This is a genomic window from Campylobacter sp. RM9333, from assembly GCF_020137705.1.
Taxonomy (GTDB): Bacteria; Campylobacterota; Campylobacteria; order Campylobacterales; family Campylobacteraceae; genus Campylobacter_E.
Window position 1 is genome coordinate 26,434 of record NZ_JACGAY010000004.1, and the last position, 14,116, is coordinate 40,549.

Here is a 14,116-nt window from a genome sequence, read left to right on the forward strand (position 1 = left end):
TTAAATCTCCTTTATCTTATAAATTTCTTTTGCATTTAAATAAAAAATCTTTTCTTTTAAATCATCACTTTTAAAATGATTTTCAATTATTCTAATCCATTCATTTGGTTTTAACTCACTTACAGGATAGTTTGAGCCAAAACAAATTCTACTTTCTCCAAAAATATTAAATGCCATATCAAGTAATTTTGAATAATCCTTGCCTAAAATAAAATCATCTTGGCATGATAATTTCATATAAATATTTTCTTTTTTAGCAATTTGCCTTAAACTATCTTCGCCACTAAAATCCTTAATATTTGCAAAATGATTAAAGATAATTCCTGATTTAAATTCCTTTGCAATTTTACTAAAATTACTTAGCTCATCTTCATTTATACAAACTTCAAACATTAAATCATTTGCATTTACTAAATTAATAGTCTTTTTAAACTCACTGCCTAAGCAATATCCACTTGGCTTTGTATGTAAAACTTCTCTAAAACTAGCACCACCTATCGTAGCAAGGCATAAAGCAAGTAATTTTTTATGTTGAAAGCTAAACATTTTTGCACTCTCTTGGCTAGGATTATTTGCATTTATTTCTACATAAACTCCACCTAAAAAATCACTTTTGCTAAACTCACCTAAATATTCATCAAAAGAAAAATCTCTTTGCAATCTAGTTGGGGCGTTTTGCACCCAACTAATATCATTTTTATCCCATATATGAAAATGTGTATCAATTATTTTCATGACTTTTTAGTCCATAAAAAGCTATATAATGCTACATATAAAAAGCAAGGAGCTAAAGCTAAAAATCCCGCACCTGTGCCATAACTATCATTTATTGAACCCATAATTGTAGGCATTATTGCACCACCACAAATACTCATTACTAAGATTGAGCCACCAAGTTTTACTTGATTTAATGGCAAATCCTTTGTAGCAACGGCAAAAATAGTAGGAAAACTAATACTCATAAAGAAAAATACCAAAATTAAAGCATAAACACTAATCATTCCATCAGCAATATATAAATAAAAGCACAATGCAACATTTATTAATGAATAAAGCCCCAAAATACTCTCACCTTTAAATTTTTTCATAAGTGGAGTTGTAACAATTCTTCCTATCATAAACGCAACAAGTGCAGCTGAGAAAAAATATGCTGATTTTTCATCGCTTAAAGCTTTTTCTCCTAAACTTGCTGTATGTTCTACTGCGTAATTTATAAAAAACGCTCCTGCTCCAACTTGAGCTGCAACATATAAAAATTGAGCTAATACGCCTAAGTTAAAATGCCTATGTTTAAATACATCAATTGATTTTGAGTTGTCTTTATACTCTACTTCTTCACTTACTTCGCTACCTTCTGGAATTTTATTAAACACAAATGCAAGTAAGATTAAAAACACTACTAAAGCAATTCCTACATAAACCATTTGCACATTAAACATATTTTCAAGTAATGCTTGTTCTTTTTCTGTATCAGTTGCATTTTCGCCACTATGAGTGATTGATAAGAATAAACTTCCACCAATAATAGGTCCAACAAATTGTCCAAAACCATTAAAGCTTTGAGCTGCATTAATTCTAAAAGAAGCGTTTTTCTCATCTCCTAGCTTTGTCATATAAGGATTTGCATTAGTCTCAAGTGCTCCAAGCCCGCACGCAAGAATGAAAAATGCAAATAAAAACATAGAAAAACTAGCCATATTAGTTGCAGGAATTATTAGTAAGCAACCAATCGCATAAAGTGCTAGTCCTGTAATAATCCCAACCTTATAAGAAAATCTTGAAGCAATCCAGCCAGCAGGTAGTGCCATCACAAAATACGCCCCAAAATAAGCCATTTGCAAGTAGCCACTATTTTGTTGAGTAATGCCTAGATGATTTTGAAAGTTTTTATTCATAACATCAACAAGTCCATAGCTAACACCCCATAAGAAAAATAATGAAGTTACTAAAATAATTGCAATTTTTACATTTTTATTCATTTTTTCTCCTTAATTTTCCCAGTTTAATGCACGATCAAGATGCATATAACCACCATCTGGAGTTAAAATCTGCCCTGTTGTGTGAGATGCTCTTGGGCTTATTGTAAATACTGCAGTATCAGCTATCTCTTCGCAAGTTGTAAAGCGATGACCTAGTGGAATAAATTTTGCAATTTCTTGATATTGTTTTTCAGGATCAGAGAAATTTTTAATCCATTTTTCATAAAGCGGGGTCCAAACTTCAGCAGGGCAAATACAATTTACTCTAACATTATCAGGTGCAAAAGCGCAAGCCCACTCTCTTGTCATAGCTATTTGAGCGCCCTTTGCACTTGCGTATGCTGTTGTTCTTCCTTGACCTGTGATACCTGTTTTACTTGAGATATTTAAGATACTTCCTTGCTCTTTTTTAATATGTGGAAGGCAGCATTTTGTCATTTCATAATAATGAAATAAATTGCTCTCATAACTTTTAATAAGCTCTTCAGTTGTAGCACTTTCAATATGAAGATTATCATTCATACCTGCATTATTAACAAGTGCGTAAATTGAGCCATATTTAGCCACAATTTGCTCTACAACTGCACTAATTTCTTGCCATTTTGACAAATCTAATTGATAAAAGCCGTAATTTGGGCAAAGTGCTTTAATTTTGCTTTCAAAATCACTATCAAGCTTAGAGCGAGATACGATAACAGGAATTGCACCTTCATTAGCTAAGCAAATACTAATGCCGCCACCAATACCTTTTCCACCACCTGTAACAACTACAACTTTTCCTTTTAATCCTAAATCCATAATTTCTCCTTTGTTTTAATTTTTATTTAGCAAGTTGTTGCTAGTCTCCAAACGCTAAAATCATTTTGTTTATTGATTTCTGCTTTTGTTAATTTGCCTTCACTAATTTTTACGATTAGCTCTATTAATTCATCTCTAATATCTTCTTTACTCTTATTGCCATCTACGATTTCGCCTGCGTTTAAATCAATCACATCAGCCATATTTTTCGCACAAAAATTATTTGTGCTTAGCTTAATCGTTGGAGTTACAGGGCTTCCTGTTGGAGTTCCACGACCTGTAGTAAATACAACTAAATTAGCCCCACCTGCAACCATAGCACTAAGCTGCTCTATATCATTTCCTGGAGTATCCATAAATGTAAGACCTTTTTTAGTAACTGGCATTGCATAATCAATCACATCTACAACTTTGCTTGTCCCTGCTTTATAAACACAACCAAGACTTTTTTCTTCAATAGTAGTTAGCCCACCTGCTATATTTCCTGGACTTGGATTTGCACCACGAATGTCTGAGCCACTATTTTTTACATTTTCTTCAAAGCCATAGATTTTTTCATAGATTTTTTTCTTTACATCTTCGTTTAATGCACGCCTTGCTAAGATATTTTCAGCTCCTATTAGCTCGGTCGTTTCAGCTAAAATCACAGCTCCACCATTCTCTACTACATAATCACTTAAACTTCCTAAAGATGGATTTGCACTAAGCCCACTATAAGCATCACTTCCACCGCATTCAGTGCCTAAAATAATATCGCTAAAATCACCTTCACTTAATTCACATTTACTAGCATTTTCAAGCATATCTTTAACTATTTTTATGCCTTCGTTTGTTGTATTTGTAATACCGCCTAGCTCTTGAATACTAATTGCTCTTATATATTTATAAGGAGCTAAACTTTTTGCTAATTCTTTAACAGAATTTGAACTAATAGTCTCACAACCAAGCCCAACTACAAGTGCTGCATATACATTAGGATTTGCACAATTTCCAGCCATTAGCATTCTTGTTTGCTCTGCATCAAAATCAAGCTGACTACATCCGTGCTGATGAGTTACATATACAGCTTCAGGACACGCTTTAGCAATGTTTTCTACGACTTTATTGGCACATACAACACTAGGAATTATTAAGACCTTATTTCTTAAGCCAAAACTACCATCTTCTCTTCTATAGCCTTTCAAAATTACTTTTTCGTGTTTTGAATCTTGTGCGTTTAGGTTTTTCTTATTTGCACTCTCAATGCTTAGTCTTAAAGCATTTTCTAATTTTGAACTATCACAGCTATCTCCCCTACCACGAACGCCTTCGGTGTTGCTTGTATGAACCCACTCGCCTTTTTTTATATCAATACTAGCTGCTCCTATTACTTCGCCGTATTTAATAATAAAATCACCTTTTTTAATATCAGTTAAAGCGAATTTATGTCCGCTTTTAATATCATTTAATAAGGTAACTTCATTAAAAACTTCGCCTTTGTTTAAATCACTTATTGCAGTTGCAACATTGTCAATTTCACTAACTTTTAAAAATCTATTTTTCATAATTTAACCTTAAATTTATTTTTTGCCCATTTAGAATAATAAGCAGTAATTATTGGCACAACAAAAGCTGTTACTACAACGCAAGTGCTAACTAAAATAGTTGCATGTTCTACTAATGGTTTAAAATCTGGATAAAAATCAGCAACTAACATCGGAGTAGCCGCAGCTGCTCCTGCAGTACTTGATGCTGCTATACCTGCAGTTCCATTGCCTTTTGCAATAAAAATATCTGCAAATATTAATAATATTCCTGTGTATATGATTACAATAAATGCTAAAACCAATCCAGATAATCCAGCATCAAGAATCGAGCTTAAGTTTATGGTACTTCCAAGTGCAAAACCAACAAAAATTATCATTGGCTCATTTAATTTAGTTAAAAATTCTCTAAAATCTTCATCTAAATTACCCAATACAAAACCTAATACAAATGGAATCATTAATCCTATAAAGTTTTGTATAGGAAAAGATGCTAAACCACTAACCCCCAAAATTAACATAGTAAATAAAGGACCACTTTCTATCATTAACAATAAACTAGCACCAGCTTCTTCTGTAGTTCCGTATTGTTTTGTTAAAGCCGTATAAAGACCAGCATTAGTCATATCCATTGCAGCAACTACTGCTAATGTGCTAAAACCAACAAAAAAGCCTTCAGTTATCATACCGTTAGGAACAAGCTGTTTAACTATAATACACGCCATAAATGCGGCAAATATTTTAGTTGCTAACAATACTCCAGATTTTTTTAAAACTGTTGTAGTAGCCTTAAGTTTAATACTTGCTCCAATACCTACAAACCAAACAGCAAGCATTACTGTTGCACCTGTTCCTAAGGCATTAGTAAAAGGTCCAAAATAAGCCAATTTATCAGGAAGAAAAGTATGTATAATAGCACCTAATAACATAGGAACTAACATCATACCACCTGGAACCTTTTCTAAAAATTTCTTAATTTTCATTTTAAACCTCTATTCAGAGTATTCTCTCTATGTTTTTAACTAATTCTTTTGCATATTCGAATTTTTCATCAAGTGCTTTTAAGGTCTCTTCGCTTAGTGGGTGAATGCTTTTGTTTGCAAAAGCAAAACCACGAGCTTTAAGTAAAAGCGCAAATCCCATAGGAAATGATAAGCTCATTCCAAATCTAATAGCTGGTAGCAAGGCTTTTTGAAGCTTGATTGCTCTTTCATAATTTTTCTCATTATATGCTTTATAAATCGCACTCATAGCGTCAGGGAAAACACATCCTGCACTTGTCATTGAACCTTTTGCACCCATCATTAAAGCTCCAAAATAATGCTCTTCACGACCCACAAATACATCAAAATCACTTGGCACAACATCTAAAATATGATTTAGCAACAAAGCATCTCCACTGCTATCTTTAATACCTACAATATTCGGTAATTTGCTTAATTTTTCAATTAGATTTAAGCTCATTGCAGGTGCAAAAAGTGGAATATTGTAAATATAAAGTGGGAGTTTTACTTTTGCTTGTAAGTCTTTTACATAAGCATAAAGCGTATCATCATTAAACTTATAATAATATGGCATCATAAGTAAAAGCGCATTAGCTCCTTTTATATAAGCTTCGTTTGCAAGGTCTAAACTCTCTTTATAAATACAACTTCCTATCCCACAAATAACAGGCACTTTATTATTTGCAGCTTTAATTGAAAGCTCTAGCATTTTTACTTTCATATCGTATGGCATTGCTTGAGAATCTCCCGCACTACCATTACAAAATAAACCATCAAGTCCTTTTTCAATGCCCCATTCACATATCTTTAAAAACTCAACTTCGTTAATAGCTCCATCATCTTTATATGGTGTATATAAAGCTGGTAAAGTTCCTTTTAAAATTCCCATAATTTCTCCTTAATTTTGTATATACAAAAAAATTAAATTTTATTTTTTGTATTTAAGAAAGAATATGCAAAAAATGATAAAAATTATGAAAAATAAATTAAATAAAATTAATTTTTTTGAAAAAGTGTTACTTTTTGTAAATTAAAATTTATATTTTGTATATACGAAAGAATTTTTATTAAATTTTTCTTTTGTAAAATATATAAATTTTAAAACTAAAGGCAAAAAATGATATATTTACCTAATGAATTAAGTAAAATCAGCAAAAATGTTATAAGTTCTAATTATCTTAATCTTTGTTTATATGAAACTAGAAAAAATGATGATTATTATGAAGTATTATTTGATGATTATGCTCTTGTTTTTATAAATGATGGATATAAAATGATACATACTAAAAAGCAAGATTTTACAATTAATAAAAACGAGATTTTGTTTTTTACAAAAGGCTCATATCTGATAAAAGACTGCGTAGAAAATAACTATTATAATTCAATTATAATTTGTTTTAAAGAAAGTATTTTAATAGAGCTAATTTATAAATATAAAGCCCTTTTAAATAGCAATTTTACAACCAATGAGCATATTTTTAAGCTAAATTCTAATGAATTATTAAGCTCAATTTTTACATCATTTTTGCCTTGTTTTAGCTATAAAACCAATGAAGATATTTTAAAATTAAAATTTGAAGAATTATTTTTAGCCCTACTTTATAGCAAAAACAATCAAAGTTTTTTATCATTTTTAAAAACTATAATTACCAATTTTAAACTATCTTTATATCAGATATTTTCGTATTGTGAACAAGATTTTCAAAGCGTAAATGATATGGCAAAAATATCTAATATGTCCTTAACTACTTTTAGCAAAAACTTCAAACAAAGTTTTGGAATTAGCCCTAAAGAATGGCTTGATAATAAAAAATTTGAAAAAGCAAAATTCTTATTAGAATTTTCAAATAAAAACATTACAGAAATATGTTTAGAAGTAGGATTTAACTCCCCTGCTTGGTTTATTTCACGCTATAAAAAAAGATATAATAAAACCCCAAAACAATTTCAAAAATCAAAAAACTTATATTTTTTACATTAAAACTATTAGAAATAAAATTCTTTTTTCCTTATAATTTTTCAAAAATTATTTAAGGAGAAAAGATGAAAAAATATATTTTAAGTATAGCATTACTTGCTAGTATGAATGCAATGGAAGTTAAAGAAATCAATGCTTTTGCTTCGCCTGAGAGTGTTGTGGCAAATAAAGATTATGTATTTGTCTCAAATGTGGGTCAAAAAATTGAGCCTTTAAACAAGGATTTAGATGGTTATATAAATATAATCTCAAAAGCCGATGATAAAATCAATGTATTTGTAAAGAATTTAAATGCTCCAAAAGGTATGAAAATTATTAACAATACACTTTATGTTGTAGATATTGATACTTTATACGGCTTTGATATAACAAGCAAAAAAGAAGTATTTAAGCTAGAAATTAAAGGCTCGGTATTTTTAAATGCAATTGAGAGCTTAGATAATGATACTCTTTTAGTAAGTGATACTGGCACTTATACGATTTTTGAAATCAATTTAAAAGATAAAAATTATAAAACTTTTATGAATATTGACAAAAGTTATGGTGGTCCTAATGGCTTATTGATTGATAAAAATTCTTTATATGTCGTAGGGTATGACCCTAGTGAAAAAGATGGCGGAGCTATTTTAAAAATTGATTTAGCTAGTAAAAATATAGAAAAACTAAGTGATAATTTAGAGCAATTTGATGGAATTGTTAAAATTAATGATGATATTTTAGTATCTAGCTGGGGTAAAGAGCTAAATGGTTATATTTATAAACTTAATCAAAATAAATTAGAAAAGCTAGATTTAAAAGCACTTAAAGGACCTGCTGATATGTTTTATGATAACTCTACAAACACACTTTTAGTGCCTGAAATGGCTAATAATTCTTTATTAAAAATCAAATTATAATTAGAATTTACTATGAGAAAATCTCTCATAGTAAATTAAAAACTTAAAGCACTTTTAACCTCATCACTAGCCATTTCTATACTCCAAGCAGGCTCAAACACTAAATCAATATCAACACTATCTATTCCATCTACACTTAAAACAGAGTCTTTTACCCAAGTTATCAGTAAATCATGCATAGGACAAGACTTAGTAGATAAGGTCATAGTGATTTTACAATATGAATTATCAATTTGTATATCATAAATAAGCCCTAAAGCTAAAATATCAAAACCCACTTCAGGGTCAATTACATTTGAAATTGCATTAATTACTTGCTTTTTCATTCTTTGCTCCTTTGTAATTTATATAAGTAAAAAAATTGATTACATTAATTAAAAGACCTATATTTAACGCTATATATAAATAAATTGATGAACTAAAATAAAGAGAAATTACTAAGCATATATTAATTAGCATAGTAAAAAAAGCTGCTTTTTTAATCACCATATCATCTAATAAAGGGACTTTTATTTTTCCGATTAATTTTGAAATAAAATGAAACCATATTAAAAATGGCAAAATCTTATAAATATGTGCGATTATAAAAGGTAAAATCGTTGCAAAAATTAATAATTTAATAGCTAAAGCATAGTCTAAAACATAAAATTCTCTCATCGCTAAAAACGAGCCAATACAAGCAAAAACAATATTTAAATTCCAATAATCTTTAGCCTTTCTTGTTCGTATTTTAAGTATATATAAACACCAAAACACAAAACAAGCTAGGGAAAAAATCGCTATACTTTTATGAAAAAATGCTAAAAAATATGCCACTAAACTAAGCCATAATAAATAATTTTTATGCTTATGAGTTAGTGCAAACATTGGCAATAATACACTAGCAGCACCTACACAAATAAATAAAATAAAACCTAGCATAAAATATATATGAAGATGAAGAATTAGTTCATAATCTAAATATATAAGCCCGTTTAAAATAAGCGCAATTAAACCAGCACAAACTAAGCCTAATGCTAAAAAAACAACCCCACAAAATAAAGCACTTTTAGCAATATTATTAAAATCAAAAAATGATATTAAAAACAGCACAATAAAATAAAAAACACTTAAAATCATAGCAAATACGCTATATTTTAGTAATTCCAAATCATAATTTAAAAACGAATACATAATAAAGGCTAAAGAGATATTGCAAATAAAACTCACAAAAAATACACCTTTTATACTAAAGAATGCTTTTTCATAAATTACCGAGCTTAATTGATAAAGGCTACCTATTATTATATTTAAAGCAAATCCAGCGAAAAAACAATGCAAAAACGCTTTAAATTGATAACTCTCAAAATCATAATTTGAATAAGAAAATAAAAACATAAAAGCTAATAAATAGCAAAATGCAAATATAAAATAAATAGCCACCACTTTAAATGGTGGTGCGAATGCGTTTAACATAATTTAGCCCTTATGGATGGTCTTTACAAGCTTCATCAAAATTGCTATGCTCTTTAATTTTAGTAAATACTAGCCAAAAAAGTCCATCTTTTTGTGTAGTTTGAATATCATAATATGGCTTAACGCTAGGAAGTAAGCCTAAAGGATTTTTATGATTTAGCATAATTAATTTTTGATTAGGCTTTAAATTATTTAAGCCAACTCTAGCATTTATCATAGGTTCAGGTGGCATACACTGACTACTATCAAAAGCTAAATATTCATCATTCTCATAAAATTCAACCGTAGCATTTGCTAAACTAACTTTTTTCCAAGATTTAAAATCAAACATTTTTTCTCCTTTTTTCTCACTATTCTAAAAAAGTTTAAAAATTTTGACTTTGACTTAAGTCAATTTGAAGTTCAAAAAAAGAAAAATTAAATACTTAAATAAATTTTTAAATCAAATTCCTAAATATTTATTTGCTATAATAAACCTTATTTTTACAAGGTTAAATATGAATATAAATCAAATAATTAATTTTAAATTTAATTTTAAAAAGATTTTATACAAAGCTTTATTTATTGTTTTTATAATAATTCCACTTTTATATATTTTAATTATGAGTTTATATTTATTAGAATTTAATCCACAAAAATATAGTAAAAACCCAGAAGCAAGTGAAAAATTTTTAACCGGATATTTATTTATTGATATTGCAAATACATTAAATATATTTTTTAAATATGATAGCTTTATTGTAAGACCTTTTTTAAATATAGCTAAAAATTATTATGATGAAGGTAAAAAGCTCTTGCCAGATGATAGTATTGAAGATATTATGTGGTGGGTTTTGTATTATAAACGCATGTATGGTTTAACTAATAAAACACAAGATTATAGTATGTTAGACAAGCTAAGCTACGATGATTATCAAGAAATCTATGAAATGATAAAAAGAGTGCCTTATGGCAATATTTATTATGATGTGGATATTATGACAGAATATAGACTATCTAATATGCTTGGTTTGGTTATGCTATATACAAATTATACATCAAATAGAGCTTATGAATATTATATAAAAGATTATGATAAAGCAAGTGAAATTTATGAGCTTTTAAATATAGCTTTTAATAAATACTATACATATCAAGCAGAGAAAAAATTGAATTACGCACTATATTTAGATGTCATGATAGATCTTTTAAGCACTTCGGCATTTAAATATTATAGTGAAAACAATTACTACGATGGAACTTCAAAAATAGATGTTACTAATATACCTTTACCTGATTATATTTGTAATGCTACAGACACAATAAAAATTAATGAATACTTTAAAAAAGCTATTTTATTTACAGACGAAAGTAAGTTATTTATAAGGAGTATATATAAAGGTTCTGTTAATTATTTACATGCTTTACATAAATATTGCCCAGAAGATAAGGAAATAAGATACAGAATGCTTAATGTTATTGTTAATAAATTTCAACCAATGTATAAAAAAGGAGAATTAAATGATAGATGAATTGCTTATACTAGCAATATTAAAAAGCTTTTGAATATATTTTGCATTTATTTTTAGCTGAAGACCACGAAGTCCAGCACTAAGCACAAAATACTCAAGCTCTAAAGCTCTTTCGTCAATAAATCTAACATAATCTTTTTTCATACCAAAAGGCGAACAACCGCCCCTAATATACCCTGTTTTATCCTTTAATTTATCAAGTTTTAAAAGGCTTAAGGATTTTTCTCCTACTGCCTTTGCAAAAGATTTTAAATCTATTTCTAAATCCCCTTGAATACAAGCAACATACAAGGCATTTTTGCCCTCACAAACTATGGTTTTGTAAATATATTTAATATCAATTCCTGTCTTTTTTGCTACGCTAATTGCTGATAAATCATCATCTACTTCGTAGCTTAATAATTCATAATCTATTTTTAAAGTATCTAAAAACCTTGCTGCATTAGTCTTTTTAATCATTTGCTATTCTCTGTCCGAATTTAATCGCACCAACTTGGCATTCAAGTTTTAAATCATCGCCTAAGATTAAAATAGTAGAACCCATCAAAAATCTTCCTAGCATTTCGCCTTTTTTTAAGCTTACATTATCATAGTTTTTCTCATAATCACTTGCATTTTTCATATTAGTTTGCACGCTTGTATCAAAATCAAATTCCATCTTGCCAACATTTACAGCCCCTACAAAAACCATATAAAAAATATCTCCACTATCTTTTTTGCAAGTTAAAACCACACGCTCATTTCTTGAATACAAATTATCATGCTTACTAAGTGCTTTTAAATTAACGCTAAAAAGCTCCGCACAAAAATATTTTAGATTTAAAACCTGCATATTACAAGGACTATGATAATTGTGATAATCCCTTGGGCTAAGATAAATATTTAAAAAATCAAGCTCATTTTTAGGAGTAAAACCTAAAAGCTCTTTAATATCATAATCTTTACCTTTTATACTAAATGCCTTTAAATTTGAGCTTTTTGCATAACTTAAAATAGTGCCATCACAAGGACTTATAAAGCCACTTTCAAATTCTCTTGGCTTTATTAATCTTCTAGTAAAAAGAGCTAATAAACTATCGTATTCTTTATAATCTTTAAACTCATCTAAAGGTATATTAAAATGCTTTACATAAGTTTTGTTTATATAATTTTGCATAATTTTTGGATATTTTATGCTTACTAATTTACCAAAAATTCTTGAAATTGTTTTTCTCATTATATTCCTTAAAGTCTAATTATTACTATTTCACTAGGTGCTAAAAAGCGTATAGATGGACCCCAAAATCCAGCACCACTACTAACATATAATTTAGTTTTTTTACCGATTTCATAAAGTCCGTGCAAAAATCCTTGCTGCATTAAAACAAAAATACTAAATGGGAAAATCTGCCCTGCGTGAGTATGTCCTGATAAAACTAAATCAAATCTACTCAAATCAAATTCCTTAGCTACAACAGGTTGATGAGCTAATAAAATATTGTATTTAGTATCATTAAAATTTTTATAAATTGGGGCTAAATCCATTGGCATTCCATATTTTGCACCCTTTAAATCATTTATGCCACTAAGCACTATTTTGCCTAAATCTATGCTTTCGTTTTCTAATACTTTTATATTGGTTTGTTTTAATTTTGCTAGGATTTTTGTAGCGTCGTGGTAGTATTCGTGATTGCCAGTTACATAAAAGCAAGGCTTATTAAAGGTATTTAATAAATCCAAATAATCAATATCATCTATGTTAGTATCTATTAAATCCCCAACAATTACTACATAATCAACTTCTTGTTCGTTGATTTTTGCGATTAATTTTTCTAAAAAATCTTTGTGCAAATTCTTGCCTAAATGCACATCACTTATCATTGCGATTTTTATTCCTAAATTAGCATTTAAATCTACATATTTAATAGGTGGAATTTTAATTGCCTTAAATATACCTTGTAAAAAACACCCAAATGCAACAAATAAAACACCTAAATCACAAATCAATTTTAAAGTTTTTCTTCTATTTGTGTCTATATTCTTTACGCTTTTAAAGGCTATAAATTTAACAATATCATAAATTAAAGCGATTAAAAAGAAGAAGAAAGAAAAACCCAAAAGAATTGATAAAGTAGTATAAAGAAAATCAGGCAAAAAATTAGCTCTCATAGAGAACAAAAATACAACATTAGATATAAATAAAACTATGCAAACTACTAAAAAAAAGCCTTTAAATCTAGGGAAAATTACTCTAAATAATTGTCTATAAATATAAGCATTTGCAATAAAAACAGCAACACAAAATGCAATAGCAAATAATAAATGGTGTAAGCTCATAATTAATTCTCGTAAAGTGATTTTAAATATTTTTCATCATGAATTATTAAGTTTTTATCATCATCAAAACTAATAATTCCATCATTTTTAAACTTAGCTAAAATTCTAGAAAAAGTCTCTGGAGCTAGATTTATAAATGAAGCTAATTGGATATGTTTTATGCTCTTAAATACTTCGCTTTGCTCGCAAACTAATTTAGCTAACTTTGCTTCAGCACTTAAAATCATTTCATTATGAACGAATTCTGATAAATAAATTAACTTTTTTGAAATTCCACTTAATAAAGCTAGAACAAAATCAACCTTAGTTAAAAACTTATTTTTAAGCTCTTCAAAATCAATCTTAATCACTTCCCCACTATTTAAAAAACTAGCACTCGCAGGAAAAGGAATATTTTCAAAATTAGCTAATTCGGCTACAAAAGAAATCGGAGTTAATTTATGCATAAAAATTTCAGCTCCTTTTTGGTTGGTTTTATAAACCTTAATATTTCCTTTAATTAATAAGTGCAAATACTTACTACTTTCACCTTCCATAAATAGCATTTCGCCTTTTTCGTAGCTTTTAAGAATACAAATTTTTGCTAATTCTTCAAGCTCATTTTCGCTAAAATCTTTAAAAAAAGAAATTTTTTTTAATACTTCTTTCATTGGCAC

16 protein-coding genes and 1 pseudogene are annotated in these 14,116 nt (G+C 28.5%); 3 read left to right on the plus strand and 14 right to left on the minus strand.

Features of this window, described 5'->3' with window-relative positions:
- The 7 genes and pseudogenes from AVBRAN9333_RS02605 to AVBRAN9333_RS02635 all read right to left on the minus strand — a co-directional run bounded on the left by AVBRAN9333_RS02605 (position 1) and on the right by AVBRAN9333_RS02635 (position 6,193).
- Positions 1–735 carry an amidohydrolase family protein gene (locus tag AVBRAN9333_RS02605; protein WP_336609379.1) on the minus strand — a complete coding sequence of 245 codons (735 nt, stop codon included), beginning with the start codon at positions 733–735 and terminating at the stop codon, positions 1–3.
- A complete protein-coding gene (gene fucP / locus AVBRAN9333_RS02610; protein WP_214149984.1) occupies positions 732–1,979 on the minus strand; it encodes an L-fucose:H+ symporter permease in 1,248 nt (415 codons plus the stop codon). Before fucP ends, AVBRAN9333_RS02605 begins: the two co-directional genes overlap by 4 nt.
- 9 nt (positions 1,980–1,988) lie before the next feature.
- On the minus strand, positions 1,989–2,777 hold the full coding sequence (locus tag AVBRAN9333_RS02615; RefSeq protein ID WP_336609380.1) for an SDR family oxidoreductase: 789 nt from the start codon (positions 2,775–2,777) through the stop codon (positions 1,989–1,991).
- Positions 2,778–2,803: 26 nt separating this feature from the next.
- Positions 2,804–3,964, minus strand: a complete 1,161-nt coding sequence (locus tag AVBRAN9333_RS02620) for a UxaA family hydrolase (protein ID WP_442862222.1) — start codon at positions 3,962–3,964, stop codon at positions 2,804–2,806.
- Between the two features lie 99 nt (positions 3,965–4,063).
- Positions 4,064–4,321: pseudogene (locus tag AVBRAN9333_RS02625) on the minus strand (UxaA family hydrolase); the annotation flags it as partial.
- Positions 4,318–5,283, minus strand: coding sequence for a 2-keto-3-deoxygluconate permease (locus AVBRAN9333_RS02630; protein WP_214118481.1), 966 nt, complete (start codon positions 5,281–5,283; stop codon positions 4,318–4,320). The gene AVBRAN9333_RS02630 and the pseudogene AVBRAN9333_RS02625, both read right to left, overlap by 4 nt.
- A 13-nt stretch (positions 5,284–5,296) precedes the next feature.
- On the minus strand, positions 5,297–6,193 hold the full coding sequence (locus tag AVBRAN9333_RS02635; protein ID WP_336609381.1) for a dihydrodipicolinate synthase family protein: 897 nt from the start codon (positions 6,191–6,193) through the stop codon (positions 5,297–5,299).
- Positions 6,194–6,421: 228 nt separating this feature from the next.
- On the opposite strand from AVBRAN9333_RS02635, the gene AVBRAN9333_RS02640 reads away from it, so the two are divergent.
- Together AVBRAN9333_RS02640 and AVBRAN9333_RS02645 are read left to right on the plus strand one after the other, a co-directional pair.
- Positions 6,422–7,285, plus strand: a complete 864-nt coding sequence (locus AVBRAN9333_RS02640) for a helix-turn-helix domain-containing protein (RefSeq protein WP_214118485.1) — start codon at positions 6,422–6,424, stop codon at positions 7,283–7,285.
- 62 nt (positions 7,286–7,347) lie between these two features.
- Positions 7,348–8,178 carry an ATP-binding protein gene (locus AVBRAN9333_RS02645; RefSeq protein ID WP_214118487.1) on the plus strand — a complete coding sequence of 277 codons (831 nt, stop codon included), beginning with the start codon at positions 7,348–7,350 and terminating at the stop codon, positions 8,176–8,178.
- 35 nt (positions 8,179–8,213) lie between these two features.
- Here AVBRAN9333_RS02645 and AVBRAN9333_RS02650 read toward each other — a convergent pair whose 3' ends face one another.
- The 3 genes from AVBRAN9333_RS02650 to AVBRAN9333_RS02660 are packed head-to-tail and all read right to left on the minus strand — an operon-like array spanning position 8,214 to position 9,964.
- On the minus strand, positions 8,214–8,504 hold the full coding sequence (locus AVBRAN9333_RS02650; RefSeq protein WP_214118489.1) for a metal-sulfur cluster assembly factor: 291 nt from the start codon (positions 8,502–8,504) through the stop codon (positions 8,214–8,216).
- Entirely contained in the window at positions 8,485–9,633 is a 1,149-nt protein-coding gene (locus AVBRAN9333_RS02655; RefSeq protein WP_336609382.1) for a hypothetical protein, read from the minus strand. Before AVBRAN9333_RS02655 ends, AVBRAN9333_RS02650 begins: the two co-directional genes overlap by 20 nt.
- A 10-nt stretch (positions 9,634–9,643) precedes the next feature.
- Positions 9,644–9,964: a hypothetical protein gene (locus AVBRAN9333_RS02660; RefSeq protein WP_214118493.1), complete on the minus strand. Its 321-nt coding sequence runs from the start codon at positions 9,962–9,964 to the stop codon at positions 9,644–9,646.
- A gap of 166 nt (positions 9,965–10,130) precedes the next feature.
- On the opposite strand from AVBRAN9333_RS02660, the gene AVBRAN9333_RS02665 reads away from it, so the two are divergent.
- Entirely contained in the window at positions 10,131–11,144 is a 1,014-nt protein-coding gene (locus AVBRAN9333_RS02665) for a hypothetical protein (protein WP_214150279.1), read from the plus strand.
- Here the strand turns inward: AVBRAN9333_RS02665 and AVBRAN9333_RS02670 are convergent.
- The 4 genes from AVBRAN9333_RS02670 to AVBRAN9333_RS02685 are packed head-to-tail and all read right to left on the minus strand — an operon-like array spanning position 11,130 to position 14,110.
- Positions 11,130–11,603 (minus strand): YbaK/EbsC family protein, encoded by a 474-nt coding sequence (locus AVBRAN9333_RS02670; RefSeq protein ID WP_214118975.1) that lies wholly within the window; start codon positions 11,601–11,603, stop codon positions 11,130–11,132. The genes AVBRAN9333_RS02665 and AVBRAN9333_RS02670 overlap by 15 nt on opposite strands.
- Positions 11,596–12,360, minus strand: coding sequence for a phosphatidylserine decarboxylase (locus tag AVBRAN9333_RS02675; RefSeq protein WP_214150281.1), 765 nt, complete (start codon positions 12,358–12,360; stop codon positions 11,596–11,598). Before AVBRAN9333_RS02675 ends, AVBRAN9333_RS02670 begins: the two co-directional genes overlap by 8 nt.
- A gap of 8 nt (positions 12,361–12,368) precedes the next feature.
- Positions 12,369–13,460, minus strand: coding sequence for a metallophosphoesterase (locus tag AVBRAN9333_RS02680; RefSeq protein ID WP_250325675.1), 1,092 nt, complete (start codon positions 13,458–13,460; stop codon positions 12,369–12,371).
- Positions 13,461–13,462: 2 nt separating this feature from the next.
- A complete protein-coding gene (locus AVBRAN9333_RS02685) occupies positions 13,463–14,110 on the minus strand; it encodes a Crp/Fnr family transcriptional regulator (RefSeq protein ID WP_214118979.1) in 648 nt (215 codons plus the stop codon).
- Between the last annotated feature and the right edge of the window lie 6 nt (positions 14,111–14,116).

Bases quoted from the DNA above. Each gene is read 5' to 3' on its own strand.
- AVBRAN9333_RS02605 (WP_336609379.1), bottom strand. From the start codon at position 735: ATGAAAATAATTGATACACATTTTCATATATGGGATAAAAATGATATT.
- fucP (WP_214149984.1), bottom strand. From the start codon at position 1,979: ATGAATAAAAATGTAAAAATTGCAATTATTTTAGTAACTTCATTATTT.
- AVBRAN9333_RS02615 (WP_336609380.1), bottom strand. From the start codon at position 2,777: ATGGATTTAGGATTAAAAGGAAAAGTTGTAGTTGTTACAGGTGGTGGA.
- AVBRAN9333_RS02630 (WP_214118481.1), bottom strand. From the start codon at position 5,283: ATGAAAATTAAGAAATTTTTAGAAAAGGTTCCAGGTGGTATGATGTTA.
- AVBRAN9333_RS02635 (WP_336609381.1), bottom strand. From the start codon at position 6,193: ATGGGAATTTTAAAAGGAACTTTACCAGCTTTATATACACCATATAAA.
- AVBRAN9333_RS02640 (WP_214118485.1), top strand. From the start codon at position 6,422: ATGATATATTTACCTAATGAATTAAGTAAAATCAGCAAAAATGTTATA.
- AVBRAN9333_RS02645 (WP_214118487.1), top strand. From the start codon at position 7,348: ATGAAAAAATATATTTTAAGTATAGCATTACTTGCTAGTATGAATGCA.
- AVBRAN9333_RS02650 (WP_214118489.1), bottom strand. From the start codon at position 8,504: ATGAAAAAGCAAGTAATTAATGCAATTTCAAATGTAATTGACCCTGAA.
- AVBRAN9333_RS02655 (WP_336609382.1), bottom strand. From the start codon at position 9,633: ATGTTAAACGCATTCGCACCACCATTTAAAGTGGTGGCTATTTATTTT.
- AVBRAN9333_RS02660 (WP_214118493.1), bottom strand. From the start codon at position 9,964: ATGTTTGATTTTAAATCTTGGAAAAAAGTTAGTTTAGCAAATGCTACG.
- AVBRAN9333_RS02665 (WP_214150279.1), top strand. From the start codon at position 10,131: ATGAATATAAATCAAATAATTAATTTTAAATTTAATTTTAAAAAGATT.
- AVBRAN9333_RS02670 (WP_214118975.1), bottom strand. From the start codon at position 11,603: ATGATTAAAAAGACTAATGCAGCAAGGTTTTTAGATACTTTAAAAATA.
- AVBRAN9333_RS02675 (WP_214150281.1), bottom strand. From the start codon at position 12,360: ATGAGAAAAACAATTTCAAGAATTTTTGGTAAATTAGTAAGCATAAAA.
- AVBRAN9333_RS02680 (WP_250325675.1), bottom strand. From the start codon at position 13,460: ATGAGCTTACACCATTTATTATTTGCTATTGCATTTTGTGTTGCTGTT.
- AVBRAN9333_RS02685 (WP_214118979.1), bottom strand. From the start codon at position 14,110: ATGAAAGAAGTATTAAAAAAAATTTCTTTTTTTAAAGATTTTAGCGAA.